The 16,420-nt window shown below is 45.0% G+C and carries 13 protein-coding genes; 4 read left to right on the forward strand and 9 right to left on the reverse strand.

Features of this window, described 5'->3' with window-relative positions:
• Positions 1-94: 94 nt before the first annotated feature.
• The 5 genes from C3F35_RS24955 to C3F35_RS24980 form a co-directional block, all read right to left on the reverse strand.
• Entirely contained in the window at positions 95-2,551 is a 2,457-nt protein-coding gene (locus tag C3F35_RS24955) for an Ig-like domain-containing protein (protein WP_022652143.1), read from the reverse strand.
• 315 nt (positions 2,552-2,866) lie between these two features.
• Positions 2,867-5,254 carry an Ig-like domain-containing protein gene (locus tag C3F35_RS24960; protein WP_022652144.1) on the reverse strand — a complete coding sequence of 796 codons (2,388 nt, stop codon included), beginning with the start codon at positions 5,252-5,254 and terminating at the stop codon, positions 2,867-2,869.
• 245 nt (positions 5,255-5,499) lie between these two features.
• Positions 5,500-5,676, reverse strand: coding sequence for a hypothetical protein (locus C3F35_RS24965; RefSeq protein WP_022652145.1), 177 nt, complete (start codon positions 5,674-5,676; stop codon positions 5,500-5,502).
• A gap of 14 nt (positions 5,677-5,690) precedes the next feature.
• On the reverse strand, positions 5,691-7,367 hold the full coding sequence (locus C3F35_RS24970; RefSeq protein ID WP_015063091.1) for a DUF4942 domain-containing protein: 1,677 nt from the start codon (positions 7,365-7,367) through the stop codon (positions 5,691-5,693).
• 265 nt (positions 7,368-7,632) lie between these two features.
• Positions 7,633-8,787 carry a ParB/RepB/Spo0J family partition protein gene (locus tag C3F35_RS24980; protein WP_022652146.1) on the reverse strand — a complete coding sequence of 385 codons (1,155 nt, stop codon included), beginning with the start codon at positions 8,785-8,787 and terminating at the stop codon, positions 7,633-7,635.
• Positions 8,788-9,126: 339 nt separating this feature from the next.
• Between C3F35_RS24980 and C3F35_RS24985 the strand changes: the two genes are divergently transcribed.
• Entirely contained in the window at positions 9,127-9,972 is an 846-nt protein-coding gene (locus C3F35_RS24985; RefSeq protein ID WP_015063093.1) for a DNA adenine methylase, read from the forward strand.
• A 14-nt stretch (positions 9,973-9,986) separates the two neighbouring features.
• Here C3F35_RS24985 and C3F35_RS24990 read toward each other — a convergent pair whose 3' ends face one another.
• The 4 genes from C3F35_RS24990 to C3F35_RS25005 form a co-directional block, all read right to left on the reverse strand.
• Complete coding sequence (locus C3F35_RS24990) at positions 9,987-10,808, reverse strand: hypothetical protein (RefSeq protein WP_015063094.1); 822 nt, start codon at positions 10,806-10,808, stop codon at positions 9,987-9,989.
• A 266-nt stretch (positions 10,809-11,074) separates the two neighbouring features.
• A complete protein-coding gene (locus C3F35_RS24995; RefSeq protein ID WP_015063095.1) occupies positions 11,075-11,794 on the reverse strand; it encodes a hypothetical protein in 720 nt (239 codons plus the stop codon).
• Positions 11,791-11,991 carry a hypothetical protein gene (locus C3F35_RS25000; protein ID WP_022652148.1) on the reverse strand — a complete coding sequence of 67 codons (201 nt, stop codon included), beginning with the start codon at positions 11,989-11,991 and terminating at the stop codon, positions 11,791-11,793. The genes C3F35_RS24995 and C3F35_RS25000 overlap by 4 nt, the downstream gene beginning before the upstream one ends.
• 17 nt (positions 11,992-12,008) lie before the next feature.
• A complete protein-coding gene (locus C3F35_RS25005; protein WP_022652149.1) occupies positions 12,009-13,082 on the reverse strand; it encodes a hypothetical protein in 1,074 nt (357 codons plus the stop codon).
• 541 nt (positions 13,083-13,623) lie between these two features.
• On the opposite strand from C3F35_RS25005, the gene C3F35_RS25010 reads away from it, so the two are divergent.
• From C3F35_RS25010 to C3F35_RS25020, 3 genes are all read left to right on the forward strand, one after another.
• Entirely contained in the window at positions 13,624-14,499 is an 876-nt protein-coding gene (locus C3F35_RS25010; RefSeq protein ID WP_015063098.1) for a RepB family plasmid replication initiator protein, read from the forward strand.
• Between the two features lie 1,058 nt (positions 14,500-15,557).
• Positions 15,558-15,743: a hypothetical protein gene (locus tag C3F35_RS26775; RefSeq protein WP_032610388.1), complete on the forward strand. Its 186-nt coding sequence runs from the start codon at positions 15,558-15,560 to the stop codon at positions 15,741-15,743.
• Between the two features lie 289 nt (positions 15,744-16,032).
• Positions 16,033-16,386 (forward strand): hypothetical protein, encoded by a 354-nt coding sequence (locus C3F35_RS25020; protein ID WP_015063100.1) that lies wholly within the window; start codon positions 16,033-16,035, stop codon positions 16,384-16,386.
• The last annotated feature ends 34 nt before the right edge of the window (positions 16,387-16,420 follow it).

Raw genomic sequence — 16,420 nt, forward strand, 5'->3', positions numbered from 1 at the left:
CCTGTGACCGGAATCTGGATAAGATGGGATAATCATCATCGCGGTGCCATTACCTTGAAAGGGTGACCCGGTACCGGGTCACCCTGCCTCGCTTTTACTTCAGTTCCTCGATATTCAGCATAAATTCTGACGTTCCGCTGACGCCGGAAATCGATGGGAAAATCGGGAAGCTGCGGCTGTCACCCAGACCCAGATCCAGCTGAACGTTTTTGCTCTCCCCTGGTGCTGCGGAAACCCCATTCACCGTAACGCCGAAGGCCGCATCCTTACGTACCGTCAGTATCGCGTCCTGTTTCCCTGTTGCGATAGAACCGTCCTTCTTGCGCAGCTGGCTGGCATACAGTACAGCCAGCGGCGTGTTGTCGGACGTTTTCAGGGCGGTACTGACGGAGATGGTCTTAAGGTTCTCCAGACGTACCAGGTTGTTCGGCAGGTAGTTAAATTCGACGGCGCTTTCTTTAACGTTGTTCATCTCGTCTTTGGCATACACGGTCAACGTGTAGGTTTCACCGTCATTAAGTGACGGGAAGATCTTCGGGTAATTCGGTGTATAGAGATCATTTCCGAGATTTACCCAGGACAACTCAACAGCATCAGATACCGGTCCACCTCGAAGCGTCATGCGAGTTAACGAGGGTTTGGTCAGAGTATCTGCGAGCTGAATTCGGACGTTTTCCAAGCCGAACACTGTCACGTTGCTGGTGATAGGTTTGTTTTCGTAGTTGATACTGATGGACGGCGGCGAGTTATCGACCGTCACGGTTTTGTAGGCTAAGCTTCCCGTGTTGCTGAAAGAATCCTGGGCGTTGAGCTGCACGTTATAGCTGCCCTCCGGGATCTGTTTCAGGTTGAAGTCGTAAGTATAATTCCCGGTTGCTGTGTTACGCCCCGTTTGTTTTCCTGTCACGTTGATATCCGCGTTATTGCGGGATTTGTCAGACAACCACACCCGGCTCAGTTTAACGGCATCGAAATACCATCCGTCTCCTGGCTCGTTGACGAATACCTGAAGAATGTTGGTCGCATCATTGTAGTTGTAGCCAGTAACTGTGGGCCCCTTTGTATGCCAGGCGATGTTTTCCCAGAGCGGCATGAAGAAGGTGGACTCGGTTGTCGAACGCACTTCATAGGCAGTATGTATATAGCCGGTGGTACCGTTTGTAATCGCCTGTGTCAGGTCGACAGTACACGACGTTGACCCGGCAGGGATCTTGCAGGTGGCACTGCCGGTAATTGCTTGTTCGTAGGGGCGTGCTTGCACAGTGAAACGGATCTTGGTTAGGTTCACCGGCATATCTGAAGCCAGAAAATTTTTCCAGTCGACGCTATTGAACCAAGTGCCGTCAGACTTCTGTCGCTCAATCGCAGGACTCCCCCACGCAGGACTTTTTACCGCCGCCGGGTCCCAGTTCAGCCAGGAGGCGTACTGAGTCAGACCGCCACCGGCCCATTGGTACCTGTTCACAGGGCGATAGTAGTTTCCATCCAGAGTACCCTGTGGGAGCTTCACTTCTACGTACACATAGGTCGTGTCTTCTGAAATAACCTTAGAGCCGCCATAATTGTTAAGAATGGTGATGCCGCCGTTACGGTATGGCTGCCAGTTAGTTCGGGGAATACGAATGACCATCCGGTACGGGTTTTCGAGTACAGAGAGCCCCCGCACAAACGGTACGTACCCTGAAGAGATCCCTGGAACCACACTCGTACTGACTCGTGAGTCATGGACCGCAAAGGGCGTATATTCACCTATCTGGTCATCAAATAAAAAGCGCTGCGGAGGAATATTCAGCGTGTTTCCGGCCTTATCAGTGATGATAAAATTGAAGGTGAATTCTTCATTGAGATCGCTGGTGGGCATGCCAGGTTGAGTGACCGCTTCCTTTATCCAGGGGTAAAAGGCACGTTTTGCCGCCGTGTCGTAGCTGAGTGTATTATCGGAAACGACTGTTCCATTGCTGCGCTTGATGACCAACCGGATCTTGTCTATGCCATACGCATCATCAACGCCGTCAGCAAAGATGGAAAACTGGCCAGAACCTCCGCGACCGAGCTCCCAAAGTGGTCCACTCAGGACCATGTCATAGCCTGCGTTCTGGCTTGGGTATATGCTGGTGTACTTCGGCGCTGTAGTATCGATGGTGAAACGATACGTTGTGGAACTTACGACGGCTTGCTGGAGATCTAGCGTGTCATTGATTACCGTGAAAGACCCTTCACCAAGTGCAGGTAACCCCATGTCCTTTCCGTAATACTCTGTGCCGTCGGCAGCAACAATGCGGTCTGCAACACTTATCTTGGCCGTTAGTCCCGAATACATAACCTTTTTATCACTGTCCCTGGTTACAGTCACACGTTCGTACCGGTCTAGACCGGAAATTAAGTTTAGGGTCAGGGCGCCAGCCGGATTGAGATAGCTCTGCGTTGCAGGCTTAAGCGTCATTGCCAGCTGATTGGTGTCGGTATAGGAATAACTGAAAATCTGAGCCGCCGCCGGATAAGTTGAAGAGATGGCCGTGGCAATGATACAGCCTGTCAGTATTTTACGCATGTGATGCTCCCGGGATGTATTTGTCCCTATTTTACAAAATCATTTCTTCTGACCTTGCTGGTTATCAGAGGTATTTCATAGCTTTAAACTTTTGAAAATGTCCGTTATAACAACTTTGGCGAGGTAAAAATTGGCAACGGATTGACTATTGAGATGGATCTTCACCAGGACGAGAAAAAGTGACTTTTCGTACACGAACAAGTAAGCAAGAATTCATGTTTTGATGTAAATGCCACAGTGCGGGAACTGAAAGATATGGGTGGAGGTTTGGCTATATTTCAGCAAGGTGCCGACTTAACGACACCCCAAAATTATTCAGAACTGCGGGAATTCCACGGCAAACTCAGATGTACCAGAAACGCCACTCTTTCCTGGTGTGACAGAATAAATACGTTCTTCACCCTGCCCCATATCAAAAATGATTGCCTTTGTCTCTCCTGGCGCAACGGTTACGCCAGCTACACTTACCGGGAAGTCAGCATCTTTCCGCACGGACAGCGTACCGTTTAACTGCCCAGTAATGACAGAACCATCCTTTCGGCGAAGTACGCTTGTCCGGATAAAAGCCAGTGGCTGGTTATCCGTGGTCTTTAGTGCAGCCGCAGTAGCAAGGGTACGTAGCCTGTCCAGAGTGATCATGTTTGCTGGTTGATAGAGGAAATTGAGCTTTTTCGAGGACCGGTTTCCAGAGGCATCGACTGCGTGAGCTTCAATTGTATAAATGCCATCCTCTTTTGCTATTACGGGAAAGATACGCGGGTACTCTGGCGTATAAACTCCTGAGCCCTGACTGGAATAAGCTAATGTCACCTGTTCACTGTTTGGTCCACCGCTCAACACCAGTGATTCAAGCGAGGCGTCACCTGAAGGGTCAGCTACACTAATTCTGAGGTTTTCTAGTCCCTTAACCAGTTTGCCTTCAGGATCATCATTCAGATACCGGTAGGAAATTAGAGGGGCAGTGGAGTCAATGGTAAGCAAATCATTTATCACGTAGTTTGCCGTGTTGCCCACAAGATCTCTTGCATAGGCGGACAGAACGGTATATTTGCCGTCCGGCAGATCAGCATAGGAAATGACCGCGTTTTTTGTTTTAAAATCACTCTCTGTCCATGTCCTGGCGGGTAGGTCAATCACATTCCCCGTTTCGGTTTTAAGCACCACGCCAAATTCTCGGGTATCCCATGCTCCTATTTGCCATCCATTTATCCGGTCATCATCAGTAACCGTCATGGTTACATTTTTATCCATACGGTTAATTTTTACGGCGTTAATAACCGGTGGGTTGTTATCCCAAATCACTACGAATGCCCCAGCCAGATTATCATAAATAGCAGTACCGTCTTTACCTGAGACCAGATGGATGTATTGCATCCCCTTATCGGAAGTAAAGGTATAATCCACGTTCATGGTACAACCAGTGCTTCCTACCGGGATAAGGCAGTACCAGTTACGGTTCGAATTAGCTGCAACCCGTTGTACATAGTTACGAGGTTCGGTAGTCACGCGTATTTGGGTAAATTTGGCAGTTCTTACATTCCCAGTAGCACTGCTCCATTTACCGGTATCACTACGAAAAATTTCTTTGCTTGTGACCTTTGGTGCAAGTTCCATGGTTGGGGAAGGAGTGAAAGATAACTCAGAGTGATGGTACCGACGAACGCCTCCCGCAAGTGTCTGGAATTCGTGATAAATATCACCGGTACTGGGGAAAACAAAATTGAACGAATAAATATTATATGTGCTGTCAGAACTTTGATAATTGGCATCTGCCCACCCAAAGCTTGTTTTATTAGCAGCAGTAAAGTTACTTTTATTCCTGAGTACCCGCAATGATATTGGATTACTGTAAACAGTTATCCCAGCTGAGTAGTTTTCCCAGGTATTTGTCCTGGTATTAAGCACCTGTAGAACAGAAGGAGGGTTGACCCGATCAATCACACTTTGTCTGCTTACTGATGCTTTATTTCCTGCCTTGTCATAAACATAAAGGCCCATACGGTATTCAGACTGAGAAGCTGGCGCCAGGGCTGGATCGCTCGCAGTAGTATTTTGGACGGTTACTGAATTATCGACCAGGTTAATTACAGCCCCTCTCTTTCGTTCAACGCCGTTCGAATCGACAAGAAAGTACTCAGCCCGGTCGAGACCAGAGCGACTGTCTGAAAGGCCTGAAAAGACGAGAGCCTGAACAGAGGCATACTGCATACCTGAAGGAACGCTGGTAAAGATGGCTTCGCTACCATATTGCCATCCATTTCGCGTATATCCAATTGTGCTAGTTTTAGGGGGAGTGCGGTCGATAGATATAACGTAGTCCCGGCGAGAAATTTCATTATTTTGGAGATCTGTGATCACTTCCCTCAGGGTGTAATTATCTTCACCAAACGCAGGGACACTTAACCTTTTTCCATAATAGTCATACCCGCTACTGGAGGTCATACGGTCATCAACCGTAACTTTGCTACTTTTCGTGCTCCACAAGCTTGCACCGTTGACATTAAGTAACGACAACTGGACGTACCGGTCTAAGCCGGAGATTACATCAGCCTCGAATGAGGTTGCTGGATTAATCCACTGCACAGATGGAACAACAATCTTTGGTTGATTCTGAGTGTCATTGAATCTTAACTCTGCAATCTCAGCTTGTGCCGTAAACGAAAAAGCTATGAGTGGTGCTAAAAGTATCGCCCTGCATTTCATGATTATCCTCCCCCAGTCAGGTATCAATAATACCAAGTGAGCAAGGCTAACTTTTCTGGGAAGGGGATATAAAAAACAAGAAAAAAAGAGTGAAATGTTCGCCAATAAAAGCAGGAATGCGAAGTGCTTAACATGCACTATTAATCACAGTTTATCTCATCCTGAGTAATAACCACTGCTCGGGCTCCCCGCTATCTTGTAGGGAGCCCATAAAGGGAGCAATCTGTACCAACTCCTTTAACAGGTTAGTTTTCAAACCAGGGCGAATCGGCAGCGTTGGCGGAGTCTTCACTTTGCGGTGACTCTCCCAGAAATTGCACTTCATGTACCGGTTTACTTTTCCCCAGGCTCTGCTGGAAATCATCCATCATAAATTCAACATCATTTTGGTCCTCTGGCAGGCCAGGTGAGATTTCAGACATGGTCTTTCCTTCAGTTAAAGGCATTCTACATACAGAACACGGACGGAGACGGCAGTGTTGTCAAACTCGTTATCGAAGGTGTCCATCCATTCAGCACGGTATCCCTCGCCCAGCAGGTTATCGATCCCCTGAAGGGATAGCGGCAGGACGGCCGCTAAACGCCCGCCGGAAACGAGATGAGACGCAGCGGCCAGTAGATGGAGTTTAGCCCGGTTGTCAGCAAAAGGTGGGTTCATCACCACGCAGTCGAATTTCTGATTTGGGTTCGCTGCTGACCATGCCAGAAAATCGGCCTCCGTTGTATCGTAACCTTTAGCTCGGGAGACCAGACAATTTAGTGTATCCAGTTCGATGCCGGTAACGTTGACGCTCTTAGGAAAACATTGCAGCAAATCCCCGTGCCCGATGCTTGGCTCTAGCAGTCGCTCCCCCTCCCCGGTCGCAATAATGGATGCGACGTATTCACTGAGTCGCAGCGATGAAGGGTAAAACTGGTGGGATACAATATCGGGCATGGCACCCATATGACCGATGAAGCGCATCACTTCGGTCGGGTCATAATCAAATGTCACATGGTAGCTAGTAATCCGGGCACCGAGGAACCGCAGAACCTCCGCGTTCACCTGCCGCGTTTTATCAGCGAACTCACCGGCATAACCGAGCGATGTCCAGCTGGACCATTCCTTTTCATTCCGAGTGAATTCCAGCTCTGCGAGCTGCATCCGTGAATGAAAATCGATGCAGCGTTTCAGTGCCGGGAACTCCTGCAACGTGGCTTTGTAATGGGCTAAGCGTTCAGTAGGCAGCGCCAGAGGGACAATGGCAGCAAGAATGTTGTTAAGCCGTTCTGCAATATCAGGATGTACATCAATGTGCATCGAACCATTCTTGTAAACCCGAAAACGAATACTGTTGCCATCCAGGCTGATCCAATTTCTGAACCCAGCATGACCAACCATATTCTCAACCATTTTTTTCGTGTCATAGACCGGTTTAACTGTTTCTCCCCGGAAATAAGAACAGATCACCCGCAGTTCCGACAGTGGCATGAGTCCTGATTCTTTGAATTCAACTTTAAGTTTTACCCACTTGTCTTTCACCCCTTCACAGACACCGACGGTGATCATGCGGGTTGAGAAACCAAAAGCTTTATTGGTTTTGTGGTGACGGCTTAATGATTGAAAAACGGCATAGACGCGCTCTTTAATGAACTGATGCCGGTCATTGAGCAATGTGACAACCGTGGCAACTACTGCGTCGAGTGTAAACTCAGGGATCTCTTGCGGAGGCCGGTGATACCGGTCAGCAGTAAATTGCTTGTCCCATTCGTTCTTTTTTTCGTCAGACATCACGGACAGCACATCGGTAAGGGCCATTACCCGCTTCCAGTACTCAGAACGAAGTGCATTTTCTGCGTACAGGGCATCTGTTTCTGAAATGAGATGGTTATAGCCCGAGAGGTAGGAATAGAGCTTCTGATTTCCGTATTTCATAAACTGAGTGGACATGGACCTCAGTAAACTAAGCTCTTCGTTATAGGATTCGACCTGGCTGGCAATGATGCCAAGCTCTTCCCGCATTTCGGGCAGAAAGTTATCCTCGTTAACACTGAGGCCAGTTAGGGGCATACAAGCGACCAGAGAGTTCCCTGGGGCGCCAATTTGGGGGAAATTAGATTCAACAGCAGACATAGTATCAGTCCTTTATGTAGGAATTATCTATTACCAGGATATCAACCTCGTTCAAAAAGCTAATAGGTTGGGCGACATAAAAATCTCGAAAGTTGCGCTGCGGGAGGTAGGACAGACAGATGTCGTTTTAATGAAGAGAAAGCGTGCCGGAGACAGGACAAAAAAAAGCCCCTACTTAGTAGGGGCAATGGGCGAGAGCCTGGGTGGCTCGTTCTTGAATATCGTACTTCTAATTATGTGCTACTCATAAGTTGAAATGCTTAATTCAAGCCTGTGCTGGTGGTGCTTCAGATTGTGGTTCTCCGCCAGTATTTGTGTTTTTCGCGGATTTGTAAGTCACTTTCTCCCCTTTCAATCGAGCTTGCCGATTTTCGACCCGGCGAAGCTGCTTGTTTTCTGCTTCAGTGATCTCACTTTGCAGGTTCTTGAGCATCTCCAGCATGCTTCGGTTCAACGTAAAGGAAATTTCTTCATCTTCGCTGGAGTCGGTCACTTCGGGAAGTTGGATATCACCGAGTTTCTGCAACAAACTCGTAGTGATGAGTTTGACCCCTTCTACGGCTTTTGTGGCGAGAACAGGTGGAACACGTGCCGGTTTAAAATCGGAAGGGACAACACGAATACTGCCACGTGGCGTCTTCTTAATCTTGATACCGCTTGAATCAGCTTTCTCAAGCTCGGCGATCATTTTTTCGATACGAGAGATGGCTTCCGTTTCACCGAACTCATCAATAAGGGATAGGACTGCAACATAGGAAATAGCATCGGCATGGATTAATTTTTTGATGTAGACAGAGCATCCGGTCAGACGAATGAGAGCAGCAATGGTTGTACTACTCTTGCCCTCACGTTCGGCAATACGATCAAGCGACCATCCGCCCAGCGCCTGAAGACGTCTGTAGGATTCACCCAGTGCCACTGGAGAAAGAGCCAGACCACGGTTCCCGTCAATTGTCGTCAGTTCGCAGCTGATCTCATCGGCTTTCATCTCGATGCAAAGAATGGTGAGGTCAGTATGTCCTTCTGCCTGAGCCATTAAAGCCGCTTTTAAACGGCAATGGCCCTGGCAAACGTACGGAATACCGTCTTTGATCAGAACGCGTATAGGGTCAACGTAATCACCCCGGATGAATGCACACTTGATGTTATTGAGATGATCTACGACTTCCGGCAGCTGGTAATATGCCTCCCCCATCCCCATCTCACGGGAGTTGAAGCCTGGCGAGATTTGAACCACTGAAGGGTTGATAGCCCAAGCTTTTTGTTCAGTGACTTCATTACAAAGGTCAGGGTTCGCGTCGCGGAACTGCTTCATGCCACTGACGAATCGGCCGGAACCTGTCACTGTTGAAAATGACACGAGGGGTGATTTAAAGACCCGTGAGTTAGTTTGCTGGGAATCAGTCATCAGATCACTCATAGATACTCCGTTGTATTCTTTTTTGCCATACCTTTCATCTGTGCGTGAATACTACCGGAAAAAAAAATCTCACTTTTTCGTTAAAAAGGTACTTTTGGGGTTTATTCCGAATTTCGCGAAGCAAAACGTTCTGATGCTCAGACCTAAAAGATTAAATAAACAATTAAAAACAAATGTTTATGCGAGCTAAGAAGGTAGTTAACTTTTTTGCCAAAAAGTGAAAAAAAATAAAAAAATGTGTCGGAATGAAAATTTCTTTCACAACACCCGCGATTTTCCCTGCTTAAACCTTGTTGGTTGTAATCCGGCTTTCGGTACCATAAGGGTGACATACCGATAATGCTTAAAGGAGAATACGCGTTGCGAAAACATACACCAATCATCAAATGGGCGGGGGGTAAAACCAAACTGATGCCATTCATCAGTCAGCATTTCCCACATGATCAGAGCCGTCGGTGGGTCGAACCATTTATCGGCGGGGGCGCTGTGTTCCTTAACATGTTTGCCACCGATGCACTCTTGGCAGACAGTAATCCGGATCTAATCAATCTGTACCGCAACATCCAGCGGAATAAATCGGCATTCATCAGAGAAGTGAATCTTCTGGCGGAAAGGGAATTTGATAAAGAGGATTACTTAAAGCTGAGGAACACGTTTAACAGCACCAGTTTGGATGATGCCCCGCTGCAACGAGCAGTCCTTTTCTACGCAATGAACCGACTCGGATATAACGGCCTGTGTCGTTACAATCTGAAACGTAAGTACTCAGTTCCGTGGGGGAATCGATCCAAGTTAACTCTGGACCCCCAGAAAGTCGATTATCTCTCATTCAGACTTTCTGGCGTTGAGCTGACAACCGCAGATTTTGGTCTGACGTTGGAGAGTGCTGGTGGTTGTGACCAAATTTATTGCGATCCGCCTTATGATAAAATCAGCAAAACCAGCTTTGTCAGTTATGACGGCATACCGTTCAATAAGAGCGCACATGTTAAACTGGCGGATATGCTGGTGGCAGCTCATCGTAAAGGGGCTTCAGTGGCCATATCCAACAGCTTGACTCCCTTTACGCTGGAGCTCTATGAAGAACGCGGTTTTGAAATTCATACTCTCAATGCTTACCGTTCTGTCGGCAGTCAATCAAAATCGCGAAAAAAGGAAAAAGAGATCCTGGCTGTCCTTCGTTAAGTGACAGTCAGTGGTTAGTCGATCGGGCTTATCCATTCCTCAAAGCTCAAAACTTCGGAATGGTCCCGACTGGCATAAGGAATAAACTGAAGCTCTTCGATGGACCGCTCCCCTCTCTTACCTTCACAAATAAACGATATAAGCCCCAGATCTGCAAGTTGGGTAAGAACATGCATGATTCGTACGTTCACCGTCTGCAACTGAAGAGCGTTAGCAATATCGGTAATTTTATGGGAATGGCGCCGAGACTTTCGCAAATATTCAAAAATGACAAGTTGGGTATTACGTCTCTTCAATAACTTCTCGGTCATAAATTCCTGAATTAACCCCCCAAGTAACACCAAGATCGGCCGCAGCACACCAGGGAACATCAAAGTATAAGACTGTGATGTTTTGATCAGTGTAAAGGACGTCAGAAAGCTAAAGTTCAGGCGCTTCTTTGAATACGGGATATATACGGCCAATGTAGTCGACAAGTGAGTAAGTAATTCTTCCAGATGATCCAATGTGATCATTGCTGTTTTATCGGTATTACGCAGACCGTGATAATCAATAAATGCCACTCTGGCACGACTCAGCCATTCATGTATGTTAATGGATACAGTGAACGGAGCATTTTCATCGACAACGTTGGCGGCATGATCAGCGAGCTGGTTGTGGATTAGCATAGACAGCTGGTAAAACGGAAACCGGCAGGATGGATGACACTGTAGTCCCGTTAGGGTAAGTTTTGTAGTACTCGAGCCATTTAGCGGAAAAGTAACTTTCCGGGATATAATTTTTGCTGACGCTCTTGCTGACTTGCAGATGAACCCAAGTCCAAGATCATTTTGCATACATCACTCCGTTTTAACAAAATCGCCTTAACCTGAATGTTAAGGAGAATAAAATTAAATATATAATTAATAAGATTATCATTTTTAATTTAAAAGATTAGTTAATAACGGGTGTTGAATTTAAAGAAATAGGCATATTTTTCGGAGTTTAAAACCGGGTAAAAACCCGATGCGTGAGCAACAAATTTGACGTGAGTGAGTCGGCACGACAGTGCAGAAAGCCTGTGGCTAATGAATAAACACCCTGTATTTGGGAGTTCTGTTCACTACGCACTAGGCTTTGTGGTTAATTTAAACACCGTCAGTAATGCGTAGGGCACAGAGTCAAAATAGTGGATCTTTCTCACCCTTCCGGAAAGATGATAGCTATGCCCCAATAAAACATGATCCTGCACATTACCTGTTAATGCGAATCCATCATTCTGCTTTTTGCCTGTAAAAGTAAAAAAGTAGCTGTGGGAGCCTTTTGAAAAAGCAGCTCGCACTTCTGTAAAAATGATATCAATACTCACTACATCACCAATGCTGAAAGAATGCTCAACAGGTACATCAGCGTTTTCTGGCAAATCTTTAGAAACGGGTTGGTAAGTTGAGTAGAAAGATTCTAACTGACGAACTGTTAAAAAGAGATTGTTGTTTAACTGCTGTGAAATGCTTACTGCAAACTTAGAATTATCGGCTTGTAACAATGCCAGGTGCCCGCTGTGCCTACGTTTCCAAGCGTCTAGATCGGGATTGCAGCGAAATTCCGGGATAGTTTCAAGAAATTCGATGCCCTCTTTCAGTACCAGTTTTTCCTCTGTGGCCGGTGACGTTTTGCTTCCATTACATGTCACGCAGACGGCGTTTGCGATTTCTCCTGTCCCTCCGCAGGCAAAGCATTCACGTGTGATCATGGCATAATAGTGCCCATCGTTACCGTGGAAAGGCTTTACGACCGCTGGCAATAAATAACCATCGTGAGTAAAAAAAATTGAATGTTTCATTTTTTAAGGTTCTCCAGACGTCCCTCCACGATAAGTAAAGCGTCAGTCACTTTCTGTACATACTGATCATGTCCTTCTTCAAAATGATCAAAGCGCTTACCAGCGTTGATCTCAACAATGTTACGGTCGAGCGAGGCTTTCGCAATAAGTAAATCGTTAAAAGTATTAATGACGGTAAAATGTACAATCTTGTCCATAAATTATCCTCAGCTATCTACTCATTTGTCAAAAGGTCACGAATTTCGTTCAGTTCTGTAACCTTAGATTTTGGAATGATGATTGCAGTATTTTCATCATTTAGAAGACTTAATACAAGTTGAAGTTTTGCTTCATCTAAAGTGATCTTTACACTTTCATTTGTTTTTGTGATTAAAGTGTTACTGACGTTCATAAATAAATTAGAATGCTGTCCGTCTAAAATTAATTCTGTCAGTTTATTATTGTCTGACATTGTTGACCCTACATTATCAATCAAACCAATAAATTCATTTTTTAACCGTTCAGTTTTTTTATGTGAAAGACGTTTAATACCTAACGAACTGCGAGTGATAGACTTTGTTTTAATGTCTTTAGGGTTAATATGTACAGGAGGTTTTTCCTGTTCTTCGAGTGGCTCACTGTTTGTTGCTGTTTCAACGGTTGTTGGTTTCGATAAATCAAGTACGCCAGAAGATGGCACTAAAAAAGAACAGGACTCCAAGTGTGCAAGGACTTTTGCATGATCATTGGAATACTTCAACATGATTTCAATCGCGAGTGTTTTTTTAATAAGGTTTAGGCTGATTAAACGTTGCAGTTCTAAAGGCATATCAAGGATTTTAAGCTGATTGCGAATCGCTGTGCCAGACCGCTGATAGCGCATAGCAAGGGATTCAACGGTAGAGCCAAGCTTCAGGGTCTCTGCGAGTGCGTAAGCTAGTGCAACGGGATTGAGACTGTTATTCCTGTTCCCATCAAGGTTCTCTAGGTATTCTTCGATTTTATCCTTGTAGTGCATAAGTACGACTGAAAAGAGCTGGATGTCAGCTCCTTCCGCGAGAGCAAGCAATAATGCTCTGTAACGACAATGCCCTTGCCGGACAACGTACTTGGAGTCCTTCTTTACTACCTTAATTAAATCAACACGTCGCCCCTCTTTATAGGCTTGCTTGAGAGAAATAATTGCCGATTTTACTGGCTCCTGTTCGTAACAAAGATCACCGATTACCGCTTCCCGTGGATTAAATCCAGGCTCGATAATAAGATCTTTTGGGCTGATTTCAATAATCTGATAGTCGCAATGATTCATATAAGCACCTTTTTTTATTACATGATACATTAATGCTCTCAGATTCAAACAACTCTGAAGGCATAAAAAACAAAATTTCTTTTAGTGGTTAGGTATCTTACTAATTCAAAAATAGGCTGTTTTAAAAATTAAATTAAAAAGAAAATCTGAATAGTTTGAATTTATCTTTCTTAATAACTTCATGCTAACTGATATTTTTCCCGGCTGCATTCTATACAGGGTTTGTATCCAATCCTAAATTTGTAGGGCCAGAGCTCTTTCTCAGAGGGAATTTATCCCCGTTTTCCACAAGATAGATCAATTCTTTAGATCAATAGAGATCAATAGAGAACAATAAAGATCACGACCATTGTAACGTGATGATTTTTAAAAGAAATAGCAATGATCCGGCATTCAGGTGCATGCGAAAAGCATTTGATCGAATAAGAAAAGCATTTACTTGAATTGAAAAGGCATTTAGTTTAATGCGTGAAAAGCATTTGGACGAATAATCTATTCACAGCTAAATGTAGAAAGGGAAAAACATGGTGGGTAAGTTTAAATGAGTGATAACAATGAGTTAGCACATCCGTTTGATGTGACCAACACGGATACAGGGAGGACTTATCAACTGAGTCCAAACTCTTCGAAATCGGTCCAACCCATTGCTTTACTGCGCTTAAGTGTTTTTACCCCGGTGGGAACTAAAGAGAAGCGATTCAGAAATTTTGAGGTTGATGCTTCTGATGAGTTGTCGAGCATGGAACTGGCCCGGTCAGAAGGATACGATGACATCCGGATCACTGGCCTTAAGCTTTCGATGTCCACGGACTTCAAGTGTTGGCTTGGGTGCATTATGGCGTTCAGTAAATATGGATTCGCCTCCGAGAAAATAACATTGTCGTTCAATGAGTTTGCAAAAATGTGTGGTATCAGTTCTACAAATATCAACAAGCGAACCCGTTCACGATTTCAGGAAGCGCTGGCAAACCTCGCGTCCGTTGTTATTTCTTTCCGTGATTCTAAAACTGAACGCTTCACTGTCACACACCTTGTGCAGAAAGCTATGATTGACCCTAAGAAGGACACAGTAGAGCTCGTGGGTGATCCCTCGATGTGGGAGCTTTACCGGTATGATCATAAAACCCTATTAAGCTTACAGGTACTGTCGGTTCTCGCCAAAAAAGAAGCTGCACAGAGCCTGTACATCTATTTTGAGGCAATGCCTGCCGGAACGTTATTCGTTAACATGAAGCGTTTGCGTGAGCGGCTTCTTTTGACGACTCCAGTACGTACTCAAAACCAGATCATCAGAAAGGCTATGCTGGAGTTAAAATCAATAGGATACCTTGAATATCAAGAGGTTAAGAAAGGTAGAGATATTCAGTTCCAGATTTTTAAGAGAAGTCCAAAGCTTGCTCTGGCAAAACAAAGCTGATCCTCTGGTTCAGTTCGCAGAAAAGTAACTTTGGATGTAATGAGGCGTACGGGCATTCATCCAAATGCTTTTTTGGACGCCTCTGCTGATATGAATACCCTTCCCTGCTTCCCTGCTTCCCTGCTTCCCTGCTTCCCTGCTTCCCTGCTTCCTTTCTTACTTTTGCTTAAGCACCCTGGGAATTTTGAGCATTCGATCGAATGCTTTATTTAACTAATTTTCACTGAGTTAGATAACGAATACTAAGCAATTGATTTTGAATGATTTAATCAGAAGTCATTCATCCAGATGCCTTTAGATAAAACTACCCATCAACGTTTGTGCATAGTGGCTATACGTGAAAAATCCCTGTCCTTCTCATGTCACACTGAGATTTGCACAGAAAATTAAAGCCTGTAATTGTCTGGGACATGATTAGAACAGAGGCGTTTTGATAAATATCCAGTTCAAAACAGAGGTCCCATAAGTAAACATAACCTCATGAAAATAAAAGCAAATCGTTTAAAAATCCCATAGTGGTGGTGAAAAGCATTTGCTTCAATGGGGGGAGAAAAGTGACCTTTGTGAAAAGCACTTGCTTCAATGGCGACAGAAAAGTGCCTTTTGTATAAAAGCATTTGCTTGAATGAGTTTGTGTAAGGTGCCTACGTTGGAAACCCCTGGCATGAATGAGGCGGGAAGATGCCTTTAGCTGAAAAGCATTTGCATGAATGGGACAGTAAAAAGGTGCCTTTAGCTGAAAGCATTTGCATGAATGGGGCCGCAAACGGTGGCATTGGTCGAAAAGCATTTGCATGAATGGTGCAGCAAACGGGGCATTGGTCGAAAAGCATTTGCATGAATGGGATAGTAAAAGGTGCTTTTGGTTGACAGGCATTTGCATGAATGGCGCCGTAACGGTGTCTTTGACCGGAAAGCATTTGGATGAATCGACCTGAAAAGGTGCCTTTGGACTGAAAGTACCTCTCTTAATGGGATTCGATAGCTGAATTTCACCAAAAAGCATTTACATGAATGGAATAGTAAAAGTTGCCCTTGGTCGAAAAGCAACTGCATGAATGAGCCCGGAAAAGGTTCCTTTGGTCGAAAAGCATTTGCATGAATGGGTTTCGGATATGTGTCTTTGCTACAAAGGCATTTGCATGAATGAGGCTGGAAAAGGCGCATTGTTTGAAAAGCATTTGCATGAATGGGGCGACACACAGGATGTGGCTGAAAAGCACTTGTATCAATGGGAAAAGTGACTTTTTTAGAATGACATCCTTACACAGAGCTTTCTCAAATATCGGACTGGATGGTTATCACAAAAATGGTGAAGAGATAGACGATGAACTTCTTCCCTATAAAGAAAAAATAACCTGCCTCACCTTCTTCAATCCGATATACACACGGTATTCACATGTGACATTCATAGGCTAAAAAAACACCAGGCGCAATTAAGGGAAAAAAAGGGTGGTTAACAGAAAAATGAAAGAAAAATAAAAAGTATTATGCAAATGCGTTTACGTGAACTCAAATCAACACGGAGTAATTATGGAACTGACATTGAATACTAACGTTGAAAGAGAACAAACTAACGCTTTTGCATTTCTGAAGTCTAAACATGCAAAAGTGCCTTTGTTTATTCTCCTGTTTTTAGCAAGTTGCGGTTTAGCGTACGCGGGTTCCGACGACGGAGCCTTCGGCGATATCTGGGCCTACATGAGCGAAGCATTAACTGGTGCGCCGGGTAAAATCATCGCTTGCGGCATGTTGTTCTCCGTAGCTTATTTCGGCGTTGTAAAACCTAACCTTGGTTTGGCGCTGGTTTCAGCATTAATGATGCTGATTATGGCAAACGGTGAAAAAATTATCAGCACGTTCCTGGATGCTGGTATCCCGCTGTGATTTGTTAGAACAATAACGATGAGGGGGATATTCC

Origin of the sequence: Leclercia sp. LSNIH3, from assembly GCF_002935105.1 — a bacterium.
Taxonomy (GTDB): domain Bacteria; phylum Pseudomonadota; class Gammaproteobacteria; order Enterobacterales; family Enterobacteriaceae; genus Enterobacter; species Enterobacter adecarboxylatus.

Bases quoted from the DNA above. Each gene is read 5' to 3' on its own strand.
- C3F35_RS26775 (WP_032610388.1), top strand. From the start codon at position 15,558: ATGAGCCCGGAAAAGGTTCCTTTGGTCGAAAAGCATTTGCATGAATGG.
- C3F35_RS24955 (WP_022652143.1), bottom strand. From the start codon at position 2,551: ATGCGTAAAATACTGACAGGCTGTATCATTGCCACGGCCATCTCTTCA.
- C3F35_RS24970 (WP_015063091.1), bottom strand. From the start codon at position 7,367: ATGTCTGCTGTTGAATCTAATTTCCCCCAAATTGGCGCCCCAGGGAAC.
- C3F35_RS25010 (WP_015063098.1), top strand. From the start codon at position 13,624: ATGAGTGATAACAATGAGTTAGCACATCCGTTTGATGTGACCAACACG.
- C3F35_RS24985 (WP_015063093.1), top strand. From the start codon at position 9,127: ATGCTTAAAGGAGAATACGCGTTGCGAAAACATACACCAATCATCAAA.
- C3F35_RS25005 (WP_022652149.1), bottom strand. From the start codon at position 13,082: ATGAATCATTGCGACTATCAGATTATTGAAATCAGCCCAAAAGATCTT.
- C3F35_RS25000 (WP_022652148.1), bottom strand. From the start codon at position 11,991: ATGGACAAGATTGTACATTTTACCGTCATTAATACTTTTAACGATTTA.
- C3F35_RS24995 (WP_015063095.1), bottom strand. From the start codon at position 11,794: ATGAAACATTCAATTTTTTTTACTCACGATGGTTATTTATTGCCAGCG.
- C3F35_RS24980 (WP_022652146.1), bottom strand. From the start codon at position 8,787: ATGAGTGATCTGATGACTGATTCCCAGCAAACTAACTCACGGGTCTTT.
- C3F35_RS24960 (WP_022652144.1), bottom strand. From the start codon at position 5,254: ATGAAATGCAGGGCGATACTTTTAGCACCACTCATAGCTTTTTCGTTT.
- C3F35_RS24965 (WP_022652145.1), bottom strand. From the start codon at position 5,676: ATGTCTGAAATCTCACCTGGCCTGCCAGAGGACCAAAATGATGTTGAA.
- C3F35_RS24990 (WP_015063094.1), bottom strand. From the start codon at position 10,808: ATGCAAAATGATCTTGGACTTGGGTTCATCTGCAAGTCAGCAAGAGCG.
- C3F35_RS25020 (WP_015063100.1), top strand. From the start codon at position 16,033: ATGGAACTGACATTGAATACTAACGTTGAAAGAGAACAAACTAACGCT.